This is a genomic window from Rhizobium sp. A37_96 (assembly GCF_053521765.1).
Map to the genome: position 1 here is coordinate 90,112 of NZ_JBNWDS010000003.1, position 20,145 is coordinate 110,256.

Annotated in this window: 19 protein-coding genes; 8 read left to right on the top strand and 11 right to left on the bottom strand. The window is 61.7% G+C overall.

Annotation, left to right across the window (positions count from 1 at the left end; translation table 11 throughout):
• Positions 1-297: 297 nt before the first annotated feature.
• Both ACQZ6J_RS12190 and ACQZ6J_RS12195 read left to right on the top strand, forming a co-directional pair.
• A complete protein-coding gene (locus ACQZ6J_RS12190) occupies positions 298-1,875 on the top strand; it encodes a diguanylate cyclase domain-containing protein (protein ID WP_449084234.1) in 1,578 nt (525 codons plus the stop codon).
• Positions 1,876-2,035: 160 nt separating this feature from the next.
• Entirely contained in the window at positions 2,036-2,998 is a 963-nt protein-coding gene (locus ACQZ6J_RS12195) for a S1C family serine protease (protein ID WP_449084235.1), read from the top strand.
• Between the two features lie 63 nt (positions 2,999-3,061).
• Here the strand turns inward: ACQZ6J_RS12195 and ACQZ6J_RS12200 are convergent, their stop codons facing one another.
• The 6 genes from ACQZ6J_RS12200 to ltnD all read right to left on the bottom strand — a co-directional run bounded on the left by ACQZ6J_RS12200 (position 3,062) and on the right by ltnD (position 8,521).
• Entirely contained in the window at positions 3,062-3,838 is a 777-nt protein-coding gene (locus tag ACQZ6J_RS12200; protein ID WP_449084236.1) for an SDR family oxidoreductase, read from the bottom strand.
• Positions 3,835-4,821, bottom strand: a complete 987-nt coding sequence (gene denD, locus ACQZ6J_RS12205; protein WP_449084237.1) for a D-erythronate dehydrogenase — start codon at positions 4,819-4,821, stop codon at positions 3,835-3,837. Before denD ends, ACQZ6J_RS12200 begins: the two co-directional genes overlap by 4 nt.
• A 99-nt stretch (positions 4,822-4,920) precedes the next feature.
• Positions 4,921-5,685 (bottom strand): hydroxypyruvate isomerase family protein, encoded by a 765-nt coding sequence (locus ACQZ6J_RS12210; RefSeq protein WP_449084238.1) that lies wholly within the window; start codon positions 5,683-5,685, stop codon positions 4,921-4,923.
• Between the two features lie 2 nt (positions 5,686-5,687).
• A complete protein-coding gene (gene otnC / locus ACQZ6J_RS12215; protein ID WP_163985455.1) occupies positions 5,688-6,338 on the bottom strand; it encodes a 3-oxo-tetronate 4-phosphate decarboxylase in 651 nt (216 codons plus the stop codon).
• A complete protein-coding gene (otnK, locus tag ACQZ6J_RS12220) occupies positions 6,335-7,609 on the bottom strand; it encodes a 3-oxo-tetronate kinase (RefSeq protein WP_449084239.1) in 1,275 nt (424 codons plus the stop codon). Before otnK ends, otnC begins: the two co-directional genes overlap by 4 nt.
• 3 nt (positions 7,610-7,612) lie before the next feature.
• A complete protein-coding gene (gene ltnD / locus ACQZ6J_RS12225; RefSeq protein WP_449084240.1) occupies positions 7,613-8,521 on the bottom strand; it encodes an L-threonate dehydrogenase in 909 nt (302 codons plus the stop codon).
• Positions 8,522-8,687: 166 nt separating this feature from the next.
• Between ltnD and ACQZ6J_RS12230 the strand changes: the two genes are divergently transcribed.
• Positions 8,688-9,686, top strand: coding sequence for a LacI family DNA-binding transcriptional regulator (locus ACQZ6J_RS12230; protein WP_449084241.1), 999 nt, complete (start codon positions 8,688-8,690; stop codon positions 9,684-9,686).
• A gap of 258 nt (positions 9,687-9,944) precedes the next feature.
• Here ACQZ6J_RS12230 and ACQZ6J_RS12235 read toward each other — a convergent pair whose 3' ends face one another.
• On the bottom strand, positions 9,945-10,715 hold the full coding sequence (locus ACQZ6J_RS12235; protein WP_449084242.1) for an NYN domain-containing protein: 771 nt from the start codon (positions 10,713-10,715) through the stop codon (positions 9,945-9,947).
• A gap of 424 nt (positions 10,716-11,139) precedes the next feature.
• Between ACQZ6J_RS12235 and ACQZ6J_RS12240 the strand changes: the two genes are divergently transcribed.
• Positions 11,140-11,553, top strand: coding sequence for a hypothetical protein (locus tag ACQZ6J_RS12240; protein WP_246725687.1), 414 nt, complete (start codon positions 11,140-11,142; stop codon positions 11,551-11,553).
• A gap of 7 nt (positions 11,554-11,560) precedes the next feature.
• Here ACQZ6J_RS12240 and ftrA read toward each other — a convergent pair whose 3' ends face one another.
• On the bottom strand, positions 11,561-12,601 hold the full coding sequence (gene ftrA, locus ACQZ6J_RS12245; RefSeq protein WP_449084243.1) for a transcriptional regulator FtrA: 1,041 nt from the start codon (positions 12,599-12,601) through the stop codon (positions 11,561-11,563).
• A 97-nt stretch (positions 12,602-12,698) separates the two neighbouring features.
• Here ftrA and ACQZ6J_RS12250 point away from each other — a divergent pair, with 97 nt between their 5' ends.
• Both ACQZ6J_RS12250 and ACQZ6J_RS12255 read left to right on the top strand, forming a co-directional pair.
• The gene (locus tag ACQZ6J_RS12250) at positions 12,699-13,313 is read left to right on the top strand and encodes a glutathione S-transferase family protein (protein ID WP_449084244.1); all 615 of its coding nucleotides are present in this window, start codon (positions 12,699-12,701) and stop codon (positions 13,311-13,313) included.
• Between the two features lie 139 nt (positions 13,314-13,452).
• Entirely contained in the window at positions 13,453-13,824 is a 372-nt protein-coding gene (locus tag ACQZ6J_RS12255; RefSeq protein WP_449084245.1) for a hypothetical protein, read from the top strand.
• Between the two features lie 674 nt (positions 13,825-14,498).
• Here the strand turns inward: ACQZ6J_RS12255 and ACQZ6J_RS12260 are convergent.
• Both ACQZ6J_RS12260 and ACQZ6J_RS12265 read right to left on the bottom strand, forming a co-directional pair.
• Positions 14,499-14,720 (bottom strand): hypothetical protein, encoded by a 222-nt coding sequence (locus tag ACQZ6J_RS12260; protein WP_163985447.1) that lies wholly within the window; start codon positions 14,718-14,720, stop codon positions 14,499-14,501.
• A gap of 271 nt (positions 14,721-14,991) precedes the next feature.
• Positions 14,992-16,137, bottom strand: coding sequence for a helix-turn-helix domain-containing protein (locus ACQZ6J_RS12265; RefSeq protein ID WP_163985723.1), 1,146 nt, complete (start codon positions 16,135-16,137; stop codon positions 14,992-14,994).
• 794 nt (positions 16,138-16,931) lie between these two features.
• On the opposite strand from ACQZ6J_RS12265, the gene ACQZ6J_RS12270 reads away from it, so the two are divergent.
• Positions 16,932-17,798: a D-amino-acid transaminase gene (locus ACQZ6J_RS12270; protein WP_449084246.1), complete on the top strand. Its 867-nt coding sequence runs from the start codon at positions 16,932-16,934 to the stop codon at positions 17,796-17,798.
• 27 nt (positions 17,799-17,825) lie between these two features.
• On the opposite strand, the gene ACQZ6J_RS12275 is transcribed toward ACQZ6J_RS12270, so the two are convergent.
• Entirely contained in the window at positions 17,826-18,710 is an 885-nt protein-coding gene (locus tag ACQZ6J_RS12275) for a LysR family transcriptional regulator (protein ID WP_449084247.1), read from the bottom strand.
• Positions 18,711-19,091: 381 nt separating this feature from the next.
• On the opposite strand from ACQZ6J_RS12275, the gene ACQZ6J_RS12280 reads away from it, so the two are divergent.
• The gene (locus ACQZ6J_RS12280; protein WP_449084248.1) at positions 19,092-20,129 is read left to right on the top strand and encodes a dipeptidase; all 1,038 of its coding nucleotides are present in this window, start codon (positions 19,092-19,094) and stop codon (positions 20,127-20,129) included.
• The last annotated feature ends 16 nt before the right edge of the window (positions 20,130-20,145 follow it).

The window sequence follows — 20,145 nt, forward strand, 5'->3', positions numbered from 1 at the left end:
GATTTCTACATGACAGATTGGAGCAGGCTGAACTGGCCGCGAAAACAGTTCCAGCCTTGCTGGCGCGCGGGCGGAAGCGCCGAATAAACTGGTGTTCTTTAGCGAACCTATCCGGCCATGCGGCATGTGGATCGGTGGCGGGAAAGCCGGATCGCTTCCATGTCGTGGTGATGCAGGGCCGCATCCTTCGGATGTGAAACCGTGATCGAACTCAGGATCCCGGTTTACGGCATTCCTTTACCATCGAATGCTATACTTGAATTCAGGGACACCTTTGAAAGGCCATACTGGGATCAAATGCTGGAGACGGAAATCGTCGCATTTCTCGAAGCATGTCCAATAGCGGCGCTCGTGCTCGATGCCGCGGGCACGATCGTCTTTGCCAATGCCGAGGCGCGTGGCCTTTTTGCTCTTGGAGACGCGCCCTCCGTCATCGGCGATCTGGTGCCGGACTGGCCGCTGCCTCCGGCCGCCGCGCCGGCGCTGATCGTAACCCGCGACGGTCAGCGGCGGGATTGTCAGGTGCGGGTCATGACGTGGCCCTCGACGTCCGGGACGCTGACCGCGGTTCTGGTCGAACCGGAAAACGAGGAGCGCCGGGCGGCCATGGCGGCGCGGGAGGCCAATCTGCGTCTCCGATACGTGATAGAAATGTTGCCCGAAGCCGTTTGCGTCTTCGATGCGAACGATCGCTATGTTCTCTGGAACGAGAAATATGCGGAACTCTATCCCGATATCGCGGATCACCTCAAACCGGGCATCGCCTTTGAGGATATCCTGAAGATCAGCCTCGCTAGCGGCCGCATGCCGGAAGTCGTGGGAGACCAGGATAGCTGGCTGCAGCAGCGCATGCGAAAATTCCGTCAGCCGGTCTCGCAGGAGGAGCAGCAGCTTCGTGACGGCCGGTGGCTTCGCCATGACGATCGGCGCACCCCCGATGGCGGCGCGATCGGTATGCGGATAGACATCAGCGAGTTGAAGCAGCGTGAGGAGTGGCTAAGCCAGCTCTTCGACGCCAATCCGATGCCGATGCTCCTGTGCGATGGCGGCAGCCTCCAGATTCTCCAGGCCAACCGGGCAGCCTTGGACTTCTACGGTCTCGGAAAAGCGCAACTGCTGTCGATGAGAGCAGGCGACATGCATGTCGAAAGCGAGACCGATCGATTTGCCAAGGCGCTGGTCAGGCTTGAAGGTGACTGCGAGGCCAGGACGGTCTGGCGGCAAAGAATAGCCGATGGCACGGAGCGCCACGTCCTCATCTATGTCCGGTTGCTGCATGAAGGGCTCGAGCGTCGCTTCCTGCTAACCATCGCCGACGTCAGCGATCGGATTCTCGCCGAGGCCGAGGCCAATCGCCTCGCGCAACACGACATGCTGACCGGCTTGCCGAACCGCATGTGCTTTTACAAGGCTCTCGGCGATGCGCTGAAGGAGAGCGGCGGCAAGGGCGTCGCCGTTTTCTGCCTCGACCTCGACGGGTTCAAGCCGGTGAACGATACCTTCGGCCACGCCGCAGGTGACGAGGTTCTCAAGATGGTGGCCGAACGGCTGCGCGGCGCGGCAAGAGGACACATGGTCGCGCGCCTGGGGGGCGATGAGTTCGCCATCCTGATGACAGGGGAGGAGGCAGACGTCGGCGAGGTGGCGAGAGGTTGCATCGCGGCGTTCAAGTCTTCATTCCACATCGGAGGCGCCATGGTCGATATCGGCATCAGCATCGGCGTTTCGGCGGCTCCGGAAAATGGCCAGAACGGGGAAACGCTCGTTCAGGAGGCCGATCGCGCTCTTTATCGCGCCAAGGCCAATGGGCGGAATACCTGGCGCACCGCGAGCGCCGGCCGACGCCATCAGACTGTTTCGAGACGGTCGAGATAGGGCTTCGCCACCTGGGACGGCGCAACCGGCCGGCTCTTGAACTTCAGATGACGCCTCCTCATCTGAATAGTTACCATTTCAATCTGTCGAACCGACAGCCTCCTGCTTTCTTCAGTCGCTGCCGTTCCTCTATGCGACGCTTCGCGTCCGAGGAGTTTTCATGGGCTTCATTGATCGTGACATCCAGCCGTCATCCGATACCGGGCTGCTGGATGCCTATTCCCAATCGGTATCGAGTGCCGTCGATCTTGTCGGGCCGGCGGTCAGCCGGATCGAGCGATTGGGAGGCCGCGCCGGGCATGGTTCCGGCTTCGCCATCTCGCCGGATGGTCTCGTCGTCACCAACAATCATGTCGTGGACGATGCGAAAGCCGTGCGCATCAAGACCCCGGAAGGGGCGACCGTCGAGGGAAGGGTGCTCGGGCGTGATCCGGATACCGACCTTGCGCTCATCCGCGCCAATGACTGGCCCGGAAACTGGGCAAGGCTCGGGGATTCCAAATCGCTCAAGCGCGGTCACATCGCGATTGCCATCGGCAATCCGCTTGGCTTCGAATGGACCGTCACGGCCGGTATCGTCTCGGCGCTCGGCAGGTCGATGCGCGCGGCCAGCGGGCGGTTGATGGACGATATCATCCAGACGGATGCCGCACTCAATCCGGGCAATTCCGGCGGCCCGCTGGTCTCGTCTGCCGGCGAGGTGATCGGCGTCAACACCGCCGTCATCCAGGGCGCGCAGAGCATCGCATTTTCGGTGGCCTCTAACACCGCCAAGCATGTGGTGTCCGAAATCCTGCGCTTCGGCCATGTCAGGCGTGCCTATATCGGCATTGCCGCCGATACGGTCGAGCTGCATCGGCGCATCGCGCTGGAGGCCGGCGGCACGCATTCGACGGCGGTGCGTCTGCGTCGTGTCGAAAAGGATAGTCCCGCGGAAAAAGGCGGCTTGCACGAGGGAGATTACCTGCTTGCCATCGACGGCCAGGCCGTATCAGGCATAGACGACGTCGTCAGGCTGCTCGACGGCGACAAGATCGACACGGAGATCGAGGTGCTGATCTTCAGCATCGGCGGCCTGATCGAGCGCAGGCAAGTGAAGCCTTCGGCGCGACCGGCTATCTGAGCCGAAACGCTGTCCCTATGCTGTCGGCAGCGCCGGAAATCCGACGCTGCCGGTTGCTGTTCGCTATCCTCTGCCGACGAGCGGCATTTTCGTTGCCATGACGGTCATCGACAGGACGTTGGCATCGAGCGGCAGGCTTGCCATGTAGACGACGGCGCGCGCGACATGCTCGGCCGAGATCGTCGGTTCGGTTGCGGTCTCGCCGTTGGCCTGCAGCACGCCGGCGCTCATCCTCGCCGTCATGTCGGTCGCGGCATTGCCGATATCGATCTGACCGCAGGCGATGTCGAAGGGGCGGCCATCGAGTGCCGTCGATTTCGTCAGCCCGGTGATGGCGTGCTTCGTGGCCGTATAGGGCGCCGAATGCGGCCGCGGCGTCGTCGCCGAGATCGATCCGTTGTTGATGATACGGCCACCATGCGGCACCTGCGTTTTCATCAGGCGGAACGCCTGCTGCGTGCAGAGGAATGCGCCGGTCAGGTTAGCGCCGACGATCGCGTTCCATTGCTCGATGGTCAGTTCCTCCATCGGCACGGCCGGCAGGCCGATACCGGCATTGTTGACGAGAAGGTCGAGGCGGCCATATCGGTCGGCGATGGCATCGAACAGGCTTTTGACCGATATCGGATCGCTGACATCGGCTGCAACCGCGAAAAATTCCGCGCCGGTTTCCTCCGACAGCTCGCGGGCGGCCTTTTCGAGAATATCAGCCCGGCGTCCAGAGATAACCACCTTGAAACCGGCCGAGCCGAGTGCCTTCGCGATGGCGCGGCCGATGCCGGTGCCGCCGCCGGTCACCAGCGCGATCGCGTTCTGTGTGTTCGACGATATCTCCGTCATGCAAGCCTCCCGCCCAATTCGTCCTCGATATGCACCTGCAATATTTCTTCAAAGCTCTGCTCTGCCCTGAAGCCGAGATCGCGCGCGCGCTCAGCATCGAACTGTGTCGGCCAGCCGGCGACAATCCGTTCGATCACCGGGTCTGGCTCGCGCCGGATGAGAGCAACGGCCTTGTCTCCGCCGACACGGCGCAATGCGTCGATTTCATCCGAGACGAGTGCGGAGAGGCCGGGCATGGTGAGATTGCGCCTGGCCCCCACTCTCTTGGTGTCGAGCGTTGCGGCATGGACGAAGAAGCCGACCGCGGAGCGGGGGCTTGCGAACCAGTGGCGCACGGTGTCGCTGACCGGTAGAATGGCCTCTTTGCCGACCAGCGGTTCACGCAGGATGTTGGAAAAAAAGCCGGAAGCAGCCTTGTTCGGCGCGCCGGGCCGCACGCAGATGGTCGGCAGCCGGATGCCGATGCCGTCAAAAATGCCGCGTCGCGAATAATCGGCAAGCAGAAGCTCCGCAATCGCCTTCTGGGTGCCGTAGCTCGTCAGCGGCGCGGTCAGGAATTCATCGCCGATGGTTTCGGGGAAGGGTGTTCCGAACACGGCGATGGAGGAGGCGAAAATGACGCGCGGTGCATAGGCGGATTTCAGGCCTTGCTGCCTGATGGCGTCGAAGAGCGCCCGCGTGCCGTCGAGATTGACGCTATAACCCTTGTCGAAGTCGGCCTCGGCCTCGCCGGAGACGATGGCGGCGAGGTGAAAGATCATATCGGGACGGTCTTCGATGAGCCTCTCGGCCACGCCTGATGTCGCAAGGTCCACCGTCAAGGCCTTCGATACGGATGCGAGGGATTCCGGCACTGGCGGCTGAAAGGCATCGACCAGCGTCAGGCGATCGATGGCCCGTCCGAGGATTTTCGGCTCGGCGGCAATACGGGTCACGAGCTTGCGGCCGATCATGCCCGCAGCGCCAAGGATCAAAACATGCATATCGGATTTTCCTCCCAACGGGCTGATATCAGTCTTCGGGATAATTCCCGAGCGAATCTCTCTGGCGGCCATCGGGCATTCGGAATGCCGGCGGCCTTTTCATCTATAGGCCTGCAGCCAGCCGAGACCGGCGTCCGTCGTGGTTGCCGGCCGATATTCCGCGCCGATCGGCTTGTCATAGCCGAGCGTTTCCAGAAAGCGCAGGATATGACGATAGTCGATCTCTCCGTGATCCGGTTCGCGCCGATCCGGAACGGCCGCAATCTGGATATGGCCGATTGCCGCCACATGCGCTTGCAGCCTGTGCGTCAGGTCACCCTGCATGATTTGGATGTGATAGCAATCGAACATCAGTTTGAGGTTCCGCGCACCCACTGCGGAAATGATGTCGAGCGCCTGGTCCGCCGTCTGCAGGAAATAGCCCGGCGCGTCGCGCTGGTTCAGCGGCTCTATCAGCACGGTCACGCCTGCCGTATCGGCGCGTTCGCAGGCATAGCGAAGATTGGCGAGGAAAGTGGTTCGCGCCTCTTCGCCATTGGCCTTGCCGGCCATCACATGGACGTTTTGCGCGCCGATGGCGACGGCATAGTCGATTGCCTGATCGATAGCGCCGCGGGCTTCGTCCTGCCGTCCGGGAATGGCGGCGAGGCCGTTGTCGCCAGCCGCGACATTGCCGCGCGCGGTATTGAGGCCGAGCATGGCGAGGCCGGTTTCGCTCAGGGCCTGACGCACGGCTTCGGGCGGGGTGTCATACGGATAGTGGCATTCCACGGCATCGAAGCCGGCCGTTTTGGCAGCATGGATCGCGTCGGGAAGGGAGAGCTCCTGCCAGAGAAATCCCAGATTGGCGGAAAAGCGCGGCATGTTCAGTCCCACTCCACATCATAGGTTCGAACGAGATCGGCGATCTGCGCATCGGTCAGCAGCGAGGGATTGGCTCCGCGCGTCAGCATGGCAAGCTTGGCCGTCTCTTCCAGTTCCTCTATCGCATAGACGGCCGCTTCCAGATCCTTGGCCGAGACCACGGGTCCGTGCGCTGCCAGCATCACGGCGCTGCGCTTGCCGGCAAGGCCGCGGATGGCGTCGCCCATGGCCGGGTCACCCGGCATGAAATAGGGCAGCAGCTTCACCTTGCCGAGCTTCATGATCGAATAGGCCGTCAGTGGCGGCAGCATGTTCTCCGCATCGACGCCGGGCAATATCGAGAGCGCAACCGAATGGCTGGAATGAAGATGCACCACGGCCCCTGTCTTTTTCGGCCGGGTCTCATAGAAGGCCGCGTGCAGCGGCATTTCCTTCGTCGGCTTGTCTCCGCCGATCAGCCGGCCCTCACCGTCGAACAACGACAGGCGAGCGGGATCGAGGCGCCCGAAGGAGCTGCCCGTTGGCGTGACCAGAAGGCGGCCGTCGCTGAGACGGGCGGAAATGTTGCCTGAGGAGCCGGCGGTCAGGCCGCGATCGTAAAGCGATTTGGCCATCGTGCAGATTTGTTCGCGCAGGTCGGCTTCTTCGCTCATGCGGTCTCCAATCGGTGGAAGGCATCGGTGAAGAAGGTCTCGTCGCCGAAATTGCCCGATTTGAGCGCGAGCGCGATTGCCTCCCCTCCAGCTGTCGTGAAGGTCCAGGGCACGCCGGGCGCTATTTCTGGCCCGATGGTCAGATGCGTTACGCCGAGCGCCTGGGTGATTGCGCCGGAGGTCTCGCCGCCGGCAACGACGAACCGGCGTGCGCCGTGATGGAAAGCCTCGCGGGCGATCTCGGACAGAGCCTCCTCGACCACCTGGCCCGCCCTTTCCCGGCCCAACCGTTCCTGCGCATGCCGCACCTCCTGGGGTTCGGCGGTGGCGTAGATGAGTTTCGGCGCGTCGGCTGGTTGCTGACGCAGCCATTCGCAGGCGGCCGCCGCGCCGCCTTCGGCGAGCGCGACCGGATCCAGCCGCAAGCTCGCGACCTGTCCCGCATAGCTGGCGACCTGCCTGCGCGTCATGGCGGAGCAGCTGCCCGACAGGACGATCGGGCTGCCGGCGACCTTCGGCAGCGCTTGTCGTTGCCGGGGCAGCGTTGCCAGCCCTTGCTCCAGGTAAAGTCGCGGCAATTGGCCGGCGATCGCGCTGCCGCCCGTCAGCAGGGGCATGTCGAACGATGCGGCGGCGATGGTGCCGAGATCATCGTCGCAGACGGCATCGACGATCACATGCCGAATAGCGTCGTCGCTGAGTTCCGCCAATTTTGCCCTGAGCGCTGTCGGGCCTTTCGAGACGATATTGCGGTTGGCGAGGCCGACGGCCCCGATCACCTGCGGCGCCAGAATCCGGACAAGGTTCGAATCGCGCATCGGCGTCAGCGGATGGTCCTTCATCGGGCTTTCGGACAAAAGCTGCTCTCCGACGAACAGATGGCCCATGAAGACGCTGCGGCCATTCTCCGGAAAGGCCGGACAATAGATCGTCTGGGCCGCGCCCGTCTTCGCCATCAGCATCTCCGCGACCGGGCCGATATTGCCCTCGGCCGTGCTGTCGAATGTGGAGCAATATTTCCAGAAGAAGCGGCTCGCCCCGGCTTGCCTCAGCCACTCCAGCGCCTGCCCGGTCTGCTCGACGGCAGTTTCGACCGGCGATGTCCGGCATTTCAAGGCGATGACCTCGAAGGCCGACGTCTCGCTCCGGGCGCGCTTTTCCCGCGGTACGCCGATCCGCAGCGAAACGGGTAATCCGCTGCGCGCCAGCAGCGCGGCAAGATCGGTCGCGCCGGTAAAGTCATCCGCGATGCAGCCAAGCAGAAGCGTCATTGTCTAGCCCTTTACGCCCGGCAGGATGGCGCCGCTCTTGGCCGCCAGGATTTTTGCGACGGCTGCATCGTCTTCCAGGCCCAAGCCGGCCTGCGATGCTTCCACGAAGAGGTCGAGCGCCGTAGCGGCAAGCGGCGTGAGGGCGCCAACGCTGTTGGCCTCCGCCGTCACGATGCCGAGATCCTTGACGAAGATATTGATGGCCGAGCGTGGCGTATAATCGCCGGATACGATGTGCTCGCCACGGTTTTCGAACATCCAGGACGAACCGGCGGAAACGCGGATCACGTCATAAAGCGTCTTCAGGTCGATGCCGGCCTTGGCGGCGAGCGTCATGGCTTCGGCCGTCGCGGCGATATGCACACCGGCGAGCAACTGGTTGATCATCTTGACTTGCGAGCCGGGGCCGGGGCGATCGCCCAGCCGGAACACCTTGGCAGAGATGGCGTCGAGCACCGCGGATGCCCGGTCGAAGGCCTCGGGCGTGCCGGATGCCATGACGGTAATCTCGCCCGAAAGCGCGCGAACATGCCCTCCGGAAACGGGGGCATCGACAACGAGCATCCCCGATGATTCCAGCTTTTCGGCGATGGCCGTCGTGGCGCTCGGAGCCATGGTGGTGCAGAGCAGGAATACCGTCGCGGGCCGCGCGGTTTCGAGCGCACCGTTCTCACCGAAGAGGACGTCCTCGACCTGCTTGCTGTTGACGACATAGACAAGAATCACGTCGGCATCTTCCGCCGCGGAAGCGGGCGTCGTGCAGGGCGTGCCGCCGTTTTCGGCAAAGCGGGCGAGGACCTCGCTGCGAACATCGCAGCCGCGCACGGTAAAGCCCGCCTTGAGAAGGGAGAGGGCCGCGCCCCAACCCATGGATCCCAGGCCGATGACGGCGGCCTTTGTCGTGTGCTGCACGGTGTTACCTCGGTGATTTTAGCAATGTTATCGATACCGGTATCGGTAACAAGCCTCAATTCCCCACGAATTGTCAAGTGGCGGATGTTTGCCTTTTCGAGGAAACCTTCTATGAAGAAGAGCGGCCGCGTGCCGGTCGCCATGGTTCATCGAGGGTTGCTTGGGGATGCGCAAACCCACTCTGGAAGAAGTCGCGATCGAAGCGGGCGTCAGCAAGATGACGGCATCGCGCGCCCTGCGCGGCGCTGTGGACGTCTCCAGCGAGACGCGCGGCAGGGTCCTCGCGGCAGCGACGCGGATGAACTATGTCGGCAACCGGCTTGCGCTCTCGCTGTCCTCGCAACGCACCAATCTGGTCGCCGTCGTCGTTCCCAGCATGTCGAACATCGTCTTTCCCGAGGTGCTGGCCGGTATCTCCGCCGGTCTGGACGGTTCCGGGATGCAGGCCGTGTTCGGCATATCCGATTATGACGTGAACAAGGAGCGCGAGATCATCCGTGACATGCTCTCCTGGCAGCCTTGCGCGATCATCGTCACCGGTCTCGACCAGCCGGAGGAGACGGTGAGCCTGCTTCGCCATGCCGATATTCCGGTCATCCAGCTCATGGATCTCGACGGCGCGCCGATCGATTTCAATGTCGGGCTTTCCCACGGGGCGGCGGGCGAGGACATGGCTGAAGCGCTGATCGCGGCTGGGCGCAGCCGGTTCGGTTATGTCGGCAGTGCGCTGGCAAAGGATCAGCGCGCGGGCAAGCGCAAGGCTGGCTTCGAGCGGGTCCTGCGCGCCCATGGCCTGGGCTTCACGGAGCAACGGATCGATGATGCCTTTTCCTCGATTGCTCTCGGAAAGCAGCTGACAACGGCCATGCTTGCGGCCGTGCCGGATCTTGACTGCATCTATTACTCCAATGACGACATGGCGAGCGGCGGATTGTTCGCCTGCATGGAGCTGGGCGTCGCAGTTCCCCGGCAGGTCCTGATCGCCGGGTTCAACGGGCTGGATCTGATCAATTCCCTGCCGGCGCCGATCGCGACGTCCCGTTCGCCGCGACGCGCCATCGGCGAAATTGCCGCGCAGTTGGTCCGCCGCGCCGTCGCCGATGAAGGGGATGTCGGCGAGCGAACCATCAGGTTCAAGCCGACCATTACCGGAATCGGGGATTAGGCGCCGACATCCGCACCATGGAGCCATGATGCCCAGCGGCTACGGGAGGACAGAGCGGCGGTCCTGCGTTCGGCAACAAGACCTCGCGCAAATTTTTGGGTAGGCAAAATTCGGAAGCCTGCAGGGCGAGACTGCCATATGGATCGATGCTGCACTATGTAGCAAATGCCACGACATGCCGCGGGCGCACCCGCTTCCGCGATGCGCTGCCCGATCGGCCGGTAGGGGCAATCCTCGTCTTGCGTTCGTGTTGCCGGCTTAAGCTTTCTTGAGGCGAACCAGGATTGTTTTGGCGTTATCCGGCGCCCGCTCCACATCGACGATCCCGGACGACTTCACGAGATCGCTTAACCTCGGGAAGCCGTAGTTGCGTGCATCGAAGTCGGGCGCCTGCTTCGCCAGATGCCCTCCCACTTGAGCCAGATTGGCTCGACCGTCTTCGTCAGCAGTTGCGATAATCGCTTTGGTCAACATGTTTCGTGCCGCTTTATCCAATCCCACCTTTTTAGGCGTCGCCTTTACGGCGGCAGGTTTGGCCTGGACTGGGTTTTGGGCGGGGGCCGCTGCTTCCTCTACCTCTGCAGCCTGAGCATTGAGCACGTCGAAATAGACGAACTTGTCGCAGGCGGTGATGAAGGGGCGAGGGGTCTTCCGCTCGCCGAACCCATAGACGGTAACGCCCTGTTCTCGGATTCTCGCCGCCAGCCGCGCAAAATCGCTATCACTGGAGATAATACAGAATCCCGAGAAGCGGCCAGTATACAACAAGTCCATGGCGTCGATGATCATTGCGCCGTCGGTCGCGTTCTTTCCGGTCGTATAGGCGAATTGCTGAATTGGCTGGATTGAATGTTCGAGCAGGCATTCTTTCCAGCCCTTGAGGTTGGGGCCGGTCCAGTCACCGTAGATGCGTTTGACGCTAGCCGTTCCGTAGTTGGCAATCTCAGCCATGAGACCGACGACGATCTTTGGCGAAGCGTTGTCGCCATCAATCAGCAGCGCTAAGGTTCCGGAGTTTTCTGCCGCCATCTATCTCTCCCACGATGCCCGCCAGACTATATGTTGTGCGGCCTGTTGCAACTGCGATTATGTAAAACAGGACTTCGATAAGATCGACGAAAACGGAAATGCCACCTAGGCTACCGTCGCGAACCGTGTCTGTCCGGATGCGTTCGATCCCTCGGGCACCAGGCTTACGACGATCAGCGGCTTCGTCGCGCTGTGCGTGAACGCAGCGTGCGGTAACGTTGGCGCTCGTCGGGTTCCCGTAGCTCGCTCCATAGTGCCGGATCAATGCGGCATGTATGCGGTTCATCGGGTCCGATCGTCAACATTCCCTGCGGCTCGGCGTCGACAAAGTTCCCGAATAGCGCCGGCAATTACCAAATATGACCAAGTTGTCATTCCGTGCGCGCGGTACTAATCTCGATAGAAAAAAGGGATTGGGGAACTCATGTACGATAATTCGATCCTGCCGACGGAGATTGCCGTTTCGCTTGGCCTGATATGCAATATCGGTGCTCCGCTTCTGGCCTTTTGGGCGGCGGCGCGGCTACCTCGATTGCGTCTCTGGTTTCATGGGATGGCATTCGTCGTCATTCTCGCTTCGCCGCTCGTGGCCATGATGCTTGGCCTGCCTGAGCTGCTTCCCGAGGAAGAGGAAAGCGCGGAAGCCCGCTTTGCATTTTTACCGTTGGTCGTCGAAACCACGATCATCGCGCTGCTCTATTGCCTGGCCGGCGCGATGTTCCTGTCAAAGTCGATCCACTCGACTGTTGCCGACTGGCATCAGGGGAACCAGTTCTTGCGGGTGGCCGCCCGTTCGCGAGGACAGGGTTACGTCTCCAAGATGCCGAGATCGCGATAGCGTAAGGTCATTCGAAGTCAGGATGCGGGCCGGGGATCGGATTGCCCTTGAGCTTGCGGGCGGAATGTTCGGACTGTTGCACGATCCCAGTGCTGCGAAACTTCGACCGGTAGGCTGCCGGTGACAGTCCCATGGTCGCGCCGAAATGGTTGCGGAAGTTGGTCGCGGTCCCCAGGCCGACATTTGCCGCGATGATCGATATCGGCAGGGTGGTTTCTTCCAGGAGTTCCCGCGCTCTGGCAAGCCGCTCCTTCTGAAGCCATTCTCCCGGTGCTGCCCCTGTCGCTTCGCGGATGTGCCGATGCAGGCTGCGGACGCTCATGGAGGCTTCCTGCGCCATGCGTTGGATGGTCCATCGCTGGGCGAGGTTGCCCCGGATCATATCCAGCAACGCGGATAGCCGTGTCGTCGCATGTGGCGCGACTGGCCGTTCGATGAACTGTTTTTGGCCGCCCTCTCGGTGGGCGGCGACCACGAGACGCCGGGCCACGCTGTTGGCTGCCTTGGCGCCGAAATCCTTGCGCACGACATGAATGCAAAGATCGAGCCCGGCAGCACTGCCGGCCGATGTGAGTATGTCGTCTTCGTCGGTATAGAGGGAATGCGGTTCGACATCGATGTCCGGGTAAGTTGCGGCAAGCTTCCCGGCATGGTGCCAATGGGTCGTCGCGCGCCTGCCGGCGAGCAGGCCGGCTTCGGCCAGCACGAAGGCGCCGCCGCAGATCGATACCAGGCGTGTGCCGTTGGCATGCGCCTTTTGCAGCGCTTCGAGAAACAGCCTGGGCGCCTTGGCCTTTGGTCCGCGCCAGCCGGGGATGACCACCGTATCGGCCTGTTCGAACAGCTCGAGGCCGCCGTTGGGACTGACGAGGAGGCCGCCGGCACCCCGGATGGGTCCTGGCTCCACCCCTGCCGTCATGCAGCGATACCAGCCGGCACCCATTTCAGGCCGCGACAATCCGAACACCTCGAACGCGCATCCGAATTCGAACGTGCAAAGGTTGTTATAGGCGGCAATGACGACGAGCGGGTTGGTGTGTTTTGGCATGATCCTTGCGATAATGGCCATTTTGGCCACTGGCAAGAGCCATGCGCGCCTCGCTACTATCCGCCGCAGGATCATGCAGCGAAATGGCGGTGACGATATGAAACTGATCGGAATGTTGGACTCGCCCTTTGTCCGGCGGGTGGCGATATCATTGCGCGCGCTCGATATCGCATTCGAGCATGAGCCGCTTTCGGTCTTCAGCACGTTCGATGCGTTCGCCGATATCAATCCGGTCGTGAAAGCGCCGTCACTTGTGACGGACGACGGGACCGTATTGATGGAGTCGAGCCTGATACTTGAGCATGTCGAGCGGATATCGGCGCCGGAACGCAGTCTCCTGCCCGCCGATCCGTCGGCTCATGTGCGGTCGCTGCGAATTATCGGGCTTGCGCTCGCGGCGTGTGAAAAGACGGTTCAGATTGTCTATGAGCACAATCTCAGACCTTCGGAGAAGCAGCACCAGCCTTGGCTCGATCGGGTGCGGCGCCAGCTTGATGCCGCATATCGCCTGCTGGAAGTGGAAATGCCAGGGCCCGGTCGCTGGATCTTCGCAGAGCGCCCATTGCAAGCCGATATCACCGTCGCGGTTGCGTTTCGCTTCACACGGGAAATGCTCCCCGATGTCGTCAGTGCCGGAATCTATCCGCGCCTTGAAGCACTTTCGGCACGCGGCGAGGCAACTGAGGAGTTTCGCGCCTTTCCCTTCAGTTGATCAAAATGCGCTCGGCGCCGACCGTGAACAGATCCCTGGTTCCCGCGCGCAAACGGAGTCGGCCGTCGCATTCACACTGAGTTCAGGCGGCTCGACGTATCTCTCCCTTTGTCCACAAGACAGGAAATGGGGGTAGGGAATGTTTGAACGTTTGGTACGGGTTTCGCGTGTTGCGCTGATTGGACTGGCGGCTCTGCAGCTGATGACGTCGGTCGCTTCGGCACAATATTATGGTGGCGATGACGGCTACGCACCGCCGCCCTGGCAGCGCGATCAGGGACGGGATTGGCGAGGTCCGCCGCGCGGTTGGGATCGAGACCGAGACCGGGACTGGGATCGCGATCGGGGCTGCGGCCGGCGTGAGCTTATGCGGGCTGCCCGCGCGGAAGGCTTCCGGCGTATCGATTCTGTCGACAGCAACGGGCGGCGCATCGTCGTTCGTGGCTGGAATGACGGTGGCCCGGACCGCATGGTCTTCGCCAACCGGCGCGGCTGCCCGGTTATCGATTGATGCCCGATATGGCGTAAGCGGAAGCCGAGTGCGGATCGGCTCCCGCTTACCTTCACGACAGCGTATCCTTTCGACTGGCTGAAAGGGATGCGCTGCCGCTACTTTCTAGTTTTGTCGCGGCCCGTTCGTTTGTTTCCAGGCAAGGGCCAATTTCGTTTTCACAAGGGCGCAGCCGCCCGCATGTTCAGATTTCGCGCATGCCGCTTCCTGCGTATTTCGCAGGCGGTTTACCTCGTTGTGCGTCGCGCATTCCAGGAGGATGCAGGAGCTGTGATCCGGGCAGCCGAACAGCCTGCCTTGAAACCCACATAGCGGCGGTCGCCGAGCGTGAAACCTGCGAACTTCGCGCTGCCGGCAGACCCATTCCGATTGTCGGTTACACCGTTCGAAACTCTCCATCTGCCGTGCCTGGGATGGGCGTCGGATGGAACTCGATCGCCGCTTCCATATCGTGGCAAAACCGGAGACGCTGCCTGACCTTCAACGTTACTCGCTTTCTTCAGGTCTCGCCCGGCCGAGGCGCGGCTTGAAGTAGGCATGCTTCCAGCTATCGCAAAGAACTCATGCCGCCGGCGAGCCGCCTTCTTATTGGGCGGTAGCGCCGACGGCATGCTGTGAAGAGTTGCTGATGGCGTCGGTGCTCACCCCTGCGGAGCACCTACGCTTACGCGACACTACTTTTCGGCAACTCTCCCAGCGAGAGCCATGACATAATCATCTGCGATATCGGCGAGGGTCAGAGCGACTTCCGGCTCGTTCCAGCCGGCAGCAAGCACCATTTGCACGAAATCGCGAAAGGCGACCTCAAGGACTTCCTCGCGCTCGACTGCGCGGTAGGCATCGCTGGAGGGGTGCTGCGGCTTGCTGATCTGTATGGTCTGACGGGTCGATACCATTGCTATGTTCCCTAAAGCTTGCCCAGGCGGACGCAGGGTACATTTGCCACGCGCCGGGACTTTGGTGTCAAAACGACTATTCCCCTTCATTTTTAATGGGTTACGTGCCGTGTGTCGTTAGCCGTGCATCCGGAAACTTGCAGCAGCGTCCATTTTCGCCATCGCTGAAGTGCAATCGCGTGACCTTGTCCATGGAGCTGCTGAGGGGATAGGCCTTCGCCTCGCGCGAAGCGACCGCTTTGCGCTTGCGCGGATGCTGAAATCACCGTCTCTAGTGATAGTAGCCGAGAGTTTTCAGCCACTCTTCAAAGGAGTGGTTGCCGCCGGGCGATGTCGGCGAGGCAACTTGCCCAACGTAGCGCGGAATGGTGAGGTTTCTCGCCTCACGCGGGCTGTAGCCGAATTCCTTGCTGAACGCGCGACTGAAGTGTGCCGCCGAGGAAAATCCGACCGCAAAGGCGATATCGATGATCTGCTCCCGGTTGGCGGGGTCGCTGAGCGCGGCATGGGCCGACAAGAGACGGCGGCGCTGAATATAGTGATGTACGCCGCCATATTGCTCGAAAATCTGGTAAAGCCTGGTGCGGGATATGCCGAGTTCGCGGCATATCTGCTCCACCGTCAGCTCGCCCGAAGTGAGATTGCTTTCGACGAACCGCCGCACGCGTTCCGTTACCGCAAGGGCGCTGTGCTGTTCCACTCCCGTCGATTGCGCCGCGGACGTCGAAACGGACGCCACGATCATGTTGCGCACTGTCTGGACGACATGCGGTAGATCCGTAGCCGCAAAGCGCGAAAGATTGTCTTCGACACTATCGAGATATTCGATCAGCATGCTGGTGAAGACCCCGGAAAGGGCGATGTTGTTTTCGATTTCGACAGGGGTTGGAACATCGAACAGCAGTTCTCGCGGCAGGAACAGCGAGAGGCTCGTCGCCTCGGTCGAACGCCCCCGAAAAGGATGCCCGAGAGAGCGCAACTCCACCTTGCCCGGCTCGCCTTCGAGGACGTGTCCATCGACCTCCGTCCATGTTCGGCCGTCGCGCAGCACGGAAATATGCCAGTGATCGATGAGATTGGCTTTCACTTTCGCCTGCGAGCGCATGTAGCTGTGAGGGGGCGTATCTTGCTGGACGATCAGCATGCCGCCGAGATTCCAGGCAATATGATCGGCAGGGAAGCTGGCGTCCTGCGGGGTGTTGTCCGGCAGGCGGACATCGACCAGGGGCGCGACATAGGCCTGCCAGGCGGCAAATTGTGCCGCCGGCTCCAGGTCGCGCGTGGAAAACCGTAACGGCTGCAAGGCCGGGGGCTGCAATGCTTCGTCGGAAGCCGCTCGTTCCGGTCGTGGAAAGCGTCGCCGCTCCGAGGGCGAGGACTTCCTGTCCTTGCGCGGCGGCTGTTCGTTCGCCTCGATGACCGCAGATGCGGATTGTTCTTCGCGTCGCAAATCAGGCAATCCGGTCTCCTCGAATACCGCCAGGACAGAGCATCGCCGTCACATCTTAACCCACGATTTCGGCGGAAGGCCGTCCTCTGGTTCAACTGGATAAGGTCCCAAGCCTGTTTCGGGCTGTCTTCTCCAGCGAAACGGGATGTTGCAACTCTCGCCGTATCTCCGGCTCTTTGATGACGCCAACACTTTCATTTGCGGCGCTAATCCGAAAAGGCAAGTCTTGCGGGTCACCAACATCATATTCGCGCAGCAATTGCCCTAAAATATGGCAGCAGATCCGCGCTGACCCGTATCGTGCTGGGACATTTGCGTTCGTGGAGCGGGGCTCAGTCGAAACCTCGCGCGCGCAAACGGAACCCATAGAAGCTACGCGCTTTTGCAAAGGCGGTCTGAAACTATTCCGTTTTTGTTATGCCTTCCGGCTGTACGGCAGAGTAATGTCGCGCCGATCTTGATGAGGCATCGATGATGGACCAGAAGCGGCGCAGAACATGCGAACTTGGATTCGTACCCGGTCATTTCGAGCCCGGCTCCTTGAACGGGATTGCCGATATCGTCGCTCCGCGCGTCGGTCATGCGACTTGCCACGATCGCTCCGCCCGCATCGGGCAACGATCTCATCTTATTCGCCGTGGCCATAAGAGCCGAAAGTTTCAATGCCGCAACAGGCAAAGGCTCAACGGTCCGGCCCATCGGCCTGCCTTTGCAGGCGCATCGCCAATATCCGATTTCAGCCCCAATCATACGGAGTTTTCATGACTGCCGCGACGATCCGCACCGTCTATCTCAACGGTGCATTCCTGCCTGAGAATGAGGCGCATCTATCCATCTTCGACCGTGGTTTTCTCTTCGGGGACGGGATTTATGAGGTGACCGCAGTTCTTGACGGCAAGCTGATCGACAGCGCCCTGCACATGGCACGCCTGGAGCGCAGCGTGGGAGAGATCGGCGGCCGCTTGCCCATTACGACGGACGAGATCGTCGCGATCGAGAAGCGCCTGGTGGAAGAAAACCGGCTGACCGAAGGGCTTGTCTATCTCCAGTACACGCGCGGCGCCGAGGATCGCAACTTCCTCTATTCCGAGAACCTGCAGCCGACCCTGGTTCTCTTCACGCAGGCAAAGACGCTCGAACATGTCGCCGCCGTCGAAAAGGGCCTCAAGGTCAGGTCCATGCCGGATCAGCGCTGGGCGCGGCGCGACATCAAGTCCGTCTGCCTATTGTCGCAGGTGCTGGCGAAGCGTGCCGCCAAGGCGGAAGGTTTCGACGAGGCGTGGCTGGTGGAGAACGACGTGGTGACCGAGGGTGCGTCGTCCACGGCCTATATCGTCACGCGTGACGGACGCATCGTGACCCGCGCCAACAGCCAGGCGACCTTGCCCGGCTGCACGCGGCTTGCCGTTCTGGAGCTTGCGCGCGAAGAGGGGCTGGTGCTCGAAGAGCGGCCTTTCTCCGTCGAGGAGGCGCAAGCCGCCGCGGAAGCATGGCTGACGAGCGCTTCCAATTTCATCGTCTCCGTCACCAATGTCGATGGCACTGTCATCGGCGATGGCACGCCGGGTCCGATGTTCCGGCGCCTGCGCACACTCTACATGGAGAATGCCCGGCGCACCGCAATCTGAACCCGTTGCGACGGCCGATATCGATCGTCAGGGCTTGTCGAGCATCGACCAGATTCGCCCGACGATCGGGCGGCGATTCTCGCGCGAGCGATAGAGGCGGATTTCCACCTCGATATTCCACTCCGCATCCGCCGCGCGCGCGAGCCGGCCATCGGCAAGCTCCGTGGTGACGAGGCTTTCCGGAATCCAGGCGAGCCCGAAGCCGGCGGCGACCATTCCCTTCAAGCCGACCGACATGCTGCCGACATGCACGCGGTTTTCGGCGGGCAGGCGCTCGCCGAAGGCGCCGGCCACCAATTGCCCGAAGAAGGACGTCTTCTGGTAGCTGACATGCGAGAAGCCCGGCTCGATCCCATGAAGCGGCGTGCCGTCGGAGCCTGTTGCGCTGACCGGGATGATCGTTTCGCGGCCGAGCGTATGGTGTTCGAATTGTGGATCGAGCAGCATCGGCACATGCAGATGCTGGTAAGTGAGAAGAAAGTCGCTCTCCCCGTCGATCAGGGAGTTCAGGTTTTCTTCCATGCTGCCGGAATCGGGGCGCAGATGCGAGACGACCGGACCAATGCGGGCATTGAGCCGGCTGAGCCAATCCGGAAAGAAGGTGAAGGACAGAGTGTGCAGCGCCGTCAGGGTTACGGTGCGCGCATCCGTGCCGTCCTCATGCTGGAGATTGCGCCGTGCCTGATAGAGCGCCTGCAACGCCTGTTCCGCGACGGGTACGAAACGTTCGCCGGCGGCCGTCAGCCGCGACGGATAGGTCGCCCTATCGATCAGGCTCGCTCCGACCCATCCTTCCAGCTGCCGGATGCGCCGGCTGAAGGCGGATTGCGTCACATGGCGCTCATCGGCGGCCTTTGAAAAGTTCAGCGTGCGCGCCAGCGCCAGAAAATCTTCAAGCCATTTAACTTCCACTCGAAGCTCCCGAAAGAAACCGGCTGTCAAAACCGGCCTCTCCTTGGCCTGAATGAGCCGGGAATGCAATCAGCTTGCGGGGCAATATTCGATCATTCATGCGCGGCCGAGCACCAATTCCAGCCTTTCCGATCCTGGAAGATCGCGGCAGACGCGCTTGAAAACCATACGAAATCCCCATCTGCTCTTGTAGCAGCGATCCAATGGCAAGCCGACAAGGCTTGGCACGGCCCAGCCGCTATCGTATCGTCGCGAAAGTTTCTAGCAGCGCGTCCTGCGAGCGACTATTTCCGTTTTTGGCAGACCCTATGCGTGGTTTGCATTTGCCCATCCCGCCAAGCCTACCTACGCAGATATCAACTGCAGTTTTTGGAATGAAACATGACTGAATCCTCGATAATCCCCGTCTTTGACGGCCACAACGACGTGCTACTCCGGTTGCGTCGCGGCGGCCTGAATTCCGTCAATGCGTTCCTGAACGGCGAGTCCGCCGGGCATATCGATTTGCCCCGAGCCCGCCGTGGCGGCTTGGCCGGCGGGCTCTGCGCGATATTCATACCCTCGCCGGATCAGCCGCGAACCGACAACGCCGATTTCGTGGCGCCAGCTCAGCCCGATGCGCTGAACGAAACCCTGGCCATGGCCCGTCTTCTCTTCGCGATCGAGGCCCGCTCCGAGGGAGCGGTTAAGGTTTGTCGCTCGGCCGCGGACATCAGGCGGTCGATCTCCGAGGGCCAATTCGCGGCGGTGTTCCACATCGAGGGCGCGGAAGCGGTGGCGGCGGATCTCGATGCTCTTTACGTCCTGCATCAGGCCGGCCTGCGCTCGCTTGGACCCGTCTGGAGCCGCCCGAACGTCTTTGCCTATGGCGTGCCTTTCCGTTTTCCGTCGCCGCCGGATATCGGCCCCGGCCTGACCGATGCCGGCAAGGATCTGATCCGCGCCTGCAACGAACTCAGGATCATGATCGACTTGTCGCACATGAACGAGCAGGGCTTTTGGGATATCGCGAAATTGTCGAATGCGCCGCTGGTTGCCTCGCATTCCAACACATATGCGCTCAGCCCGCATAGCCGCAATCTGACCGACAGGCAGCTCGACGCGATCCGCGATACCGGCGGTCTAGTCGGCATCAATTTCGGCGTGCTCTTCCTGCGTGACGACGGCGTGAGGAATGCGGATACGCCGCTCGAGGTGCTCGTCCGGCACGCCGCCTATATCGCAGAGCGGATCGGTATCGAGCATGTGGCGCTCGGTTCCGATTTCGATGGCACGACCATTCCGGCATCGCTTGGCGACGCGAGCGGCCTGCCGAAGCTGATCGACGCCCTGCGGGCGCACGGCTTCGACGACCAGGCGCTCGTAAAGATCGCCCACCAGAACTGGGTTCGTGTCCTCGAACAGACATGGGGCGGCTGAGGCAGCCTCTTTTTGC

What these genes read in the sequence shown, in the direction of transcription:
- ACQZ6J_RS12190 (WP_449084234.1), top strand. Translation starts at nt 298, where the DNA reads ATGCTGGAGACGGAAATCGTCGCATTTCTCGAAGCATGTCCAATAGCG.
- ACQZ6J_RS12195 (WP_449084235.1), top strand. Translation starts at nt 2,036, where the DNA reads ATGGGCTTCATTGATCGTGACATCCAGCCGTCATCCGATACCGGGCTG.
- ACQZ6J_RS12200 (WP_449084236.1), bottom strand. Translation starts at nt 3,838, where the DNA reads ATGACGGAGATATCGTCGAACACACAGAACGCGATCGCGCTGGTGACC.
- denD (WP_449084237.1), bottom strand. Translation starts at nt 4,821, where the DNA reads ATGCATGTTTTGATCCTTGGCGCTGCGGGCATGATCGGCCGCAAGCTC.
- ACQZ6J_RS12210 (WP_449084238.1), bottom strand. Translation starts at nt 5,685, where the DNA reads ATGCCGCGCTTTTCCGCCAATCTGGGATTTCTCTGGCAGGAGCTCTCC.
- otnC (WP_163985455.1), bottom strand. Translation starts at nt 6,338, where the DNA reads ATGAGCGAAGAAGCCGACCTGCGCGAACAAATCTGCACGATGGCCAAA.
- otnK (WP_449084239.1), bottom strand. Translation starts at nt 7,609, where the DNA reads ATGACGCTTCTGCTTGGCTGCATCGCGGATGACTTTACCGGCGCGACC.
- ACQZ6J_RS12230 (WP_449084241.1), top strand. Translation starts at nt 8,688, where the DNA reads ATGCGCAAACCCACTCTGGAAGAAGTCGCGATCGAAGCGGGCGTCAGC.
- ACQZ6J_RS12235 (WP_449084242.1), bottom strand. Translation starts at nt 10,715, where the DNA reads ATGGCGGCAGAAAACTCCGGAACCTTAGCGCTGCTGATTGATGGCGAC.
- ACQZ6J_RS12240 (WP_246725687.1), top strand. Translation starts at nt 11,140, where the DNA reads ATGTACGATAATTCGATCCTGCCGACGGAGATTGCCGTTTCGCTTGGC.
- ftrA (WP_449084243.1), bottom strand. Translation starts at nt 12,601, where the DNA reads ATGCCAAAACACACCAACCCGCTCGTCGTCATTGCCGCCTATAACAAC.
- ACQZ6J_RS12250 (WP_449084244.1), top strand. Translation starts at nt 12,699, where the DNA reads ATGAAACTGATCGGAATGTTGGACTCGCCCTTTGTCCGGCGGGTGGCG.
- ACQZ6J_RS12255 (WP_449084245.1), top strand. Translation starts at nt 13,453, where the DNA reads ATGTTTGAACGTTTGGTACGGGTTTCGCGTGTTGCGCTGATTGGACTG.
- ACQZ6J_RS12260 (WP_163985447.1), bottom strand. Translation starts at nt 14,720, where the DNA reads ATGGTATCGACCCGTCAGACCATACAGATCAGCAAGCCGCAGCACCCC.
- ACQZ6J_RS12270 (WP_449084246.1), top strand. Translation starts at nt 16,932, where the DNA reads ATGACTGCCGCGACGATCCGCACCGTCTATCTCAACGGTGCATTCCTG.
- ACQZ6J_RS12280 (WP_449084248.1), top strand. Translation starts at nt 19,092, where the DNA reads ATGACTGAATCCTCGATAATCCCCGTCTTTGACGGCCACAACGACGTG.